Raw genomic sequence first — 2620 nt, 5'->3', positions numbered from 1 at the left:
GGGCGTTCGCGTACGGCGGCGCTCAGGCGGCGGGCCCGTTCCGCCGCTTCCGTGTGTCGTCCGAGTACGAATGTCAGGCGTGCGGCGAGGAGTTCCACGGGGTGCAGGTCGGCGAGGCCGGGGCCGCCGCAGGCCCGCAGCGCCTCGATCGCCCGCTCCGTGTGGCCGAGGGCGGTCTCGAAGGCGCGTAGGTTGGCGGCGTACTGCTCGGGGGTGCTCCGGTCGGCGAGCGGCGGGCCGTCGGCGTGCTCCATCGCCAGGCGCCCCAACTGGGTGTAGGTGCGCCCCAGTTCGACGCGCAGCTCCGTGCGCTCCGGGTCCTGCTCCGCCTCCTCGGCACGGCGCCGGTTGGTGTCGAGGGCCTCGCTCATGACGTCGTCGGCCGCGGTCGGTCCCTGTGCGGCCAGTGTCGCCCAGGCCCGGGCCCGCAGCGTGCGGACCAGGGCGCCGTGCTCGCCGAGGGTGCGCCACAGGTCCTCGGTCCGCGCATAGGCGTGTGCGGCCTCCGCGGGCCGTCCGGCCAGGCTCAGCGCCTGTGCGGCCTGCTGCGTGAGGGACGCCTCGTACGGTCCGTCGGAGGAGTCCCGCGCGATGTCGGCGGCGAGCGTGAACTGCTCGGCGGCCAGCCGGGGTTCGTCCGTGCGGAGGTAGCTGCGGGCGAGCCAGGTGTGCGCCTGGGTGCGGTCGTCGGCTTCGTGGTCGTTCCCGAGGCCGGGCAGCACGGACTCCAGGACCGCCACGGCGTCCTCGTGGCGGCCCGCCTCGCAGTAGAGCCCGCCGAGCCGCAGCCGGGCCAGCGCGCCGAGGTGCGCGCTTCCCCCGGGCTGCTCGGCGAAGCGTGCGGCGTCGATCAGGAGCCGCTCGGCCTGCGGGCCGGTCCCGCCCTCGGAGCGGGGCAGCGACCGGGCGAGGGTCAGGCACACGCGGGCCTGCTCGGACGGGGAGAGCCGCTCGGCGGTGGCCGGGCGGGACGCGCCATCGAGGGGCACCGCACCGTCAAGGCGTGCCGCACCGTCGAGACGTGCCGCACCGTCAACGGGCAGCGCACGCAGCGCACGCAGCGGTGTCGGCGGTGCCGGCTCCGCCTCGTCCAGCCGTACCTCCAACGGCAGTTCGTCGACGAGCGGGCGCGCGGCCATGCGCGCCCGGGCGAGGTCGGACACCGCGGTGGTGCCGTTGCGCCGGTCGAAGCGGCCCGCCAGGTCCAGGGCCGTGCCCCGGGCGTGGTCGAGGAGCGCCGCCGCGGTCCACGAGCCGCCCGGCGGCCCCGGCACCGGCCGCTCGCCGTGGCCCGTCTCGACCAGGTGCCGCATCAGCAGCGCGGCGCTCACCAGCCACTCCAGGTGGTCGAGCGGGTCGCCCGTCTCGGCCCAGCGTCGGCTCTGCTCGCCGAGGATCCGCAGGCCGCGCGGTTCGTTGCCGGTGAGCGCGCAGAACTCGACGTGCAGCCCGATGACGGGGCCGAACGCCTCGTCGGAGCGCGCCATCCGGTAGCCGCGCAGATGGTGGGCGCGCGCCTCGTCCGCTCGGTCGGTGCGGACCAGGGGCAGCAGTGACCGGGCGAGGGTCTCGTGCGGCTCGCGGTGGCAGCTGTGGGTGCCGCCCAGGACGGGTTCCCACCCCTCCAGGGCCGCCCGGTCGTCGCCGAGGTCGAGCTGGCGCAGGCCCTGGGTCGCGTACTCGCAGGCCAGGCAGTCGGCCATGTCGTCCCGCGCGGCCGCGGTCCACGCGGAGTACGCGCGGGTGGCGCGGGCCGTGTCGCCCAGATGCCGGGCGAGCCTGAACTCGCTGACGTGCACGGCCCGTTCGGAGTAGCCCGCGGCGCGGTAGCGGAGCCGCATCCGGGTCAGCCACTCCTCGGCCTCGGCGAGCGGGACGTCGGGCTGCTGCCGCGCGTCGGTCACCACCCACTTGAACATCCAGTGCAGCCGGCGGACGTCGTCCTCGCCGAAGTCCGCCGGATGCTCGTCGTACAGGCGCAGCAGCCGCGTGAACGGCACGAACGTCCTCGCGCACTCGGCGCCGAAGCTGTACGAGTGGACGAGGAGGGTCAGCGCGGCCACGAGCAGCGGCCGGTCGCCACCGGCCGCGGCCTCGTCGGCGAGCGCTTCGGCGCGGGCGCCGCGCGCCCTGCCGTACGGCTCGGCGTCCAGCCTGCGGATGTCGGCCAGGATCTCGTGGCGGGGGCGGGCGTGGAGGTTCCTGATCGCGCCCTGCGGGCCCATGTGGTGTGTTCCTAGTTCGGGACGGTCCGGGTGAGGTACGGATGCGGCACAGGCTGCAGATCACCGCAGGTCACTGCAGATCACCGCAAGCAACCGCAGGCCACGGCAGGCCACGGCCGGTCACGACAGATCTCTACAGATCTCTACAGGTCGTGACAGATCGAGTCCCCACCATGGATGCGCATACATCCTGGATCAGCCTCTCAAAGCCGGGCGGCCCCCGGCATCCGTAGAACTACGCAATCGGCTACGCAAACCAGCCAGGGCGAGGACGGCCGACATCGGCGGCGGCGGTCGGGCAAGCTGGGGGCGACCCGCCGAACCCTGGAGCCCCGTTGAACCGCGCCGGCCTGCAACGACGCCGACCCTTCCGCCTCGCCCTCGCGGCCCTCGCC

The 2620-nt window shown here is 74.8% G+C and carries 1 pseudogene; it reads right to left on the bottom strand.

From position 1 onward, the window contains the following. Positions 1-2225, bottom strand: a pseudogene (locus AOK03_RS39555) (hypothetical protein); the annotation flags it as partial. Positions 2226-2620: the final 395 nt, after the last annotated feature.

Source organism: Streptomyces atriruber (assembly GCF_001418325.1).
Lineage (GTDB): Bacteria > Actinomycetota > Actinomycetes > Streptomycetales > Streptomycetaceae > Streptomyces > Streptomyces atriruber.
This window is presented reverse-complemented; position numbering and strand designations above follow the sequence as displayed.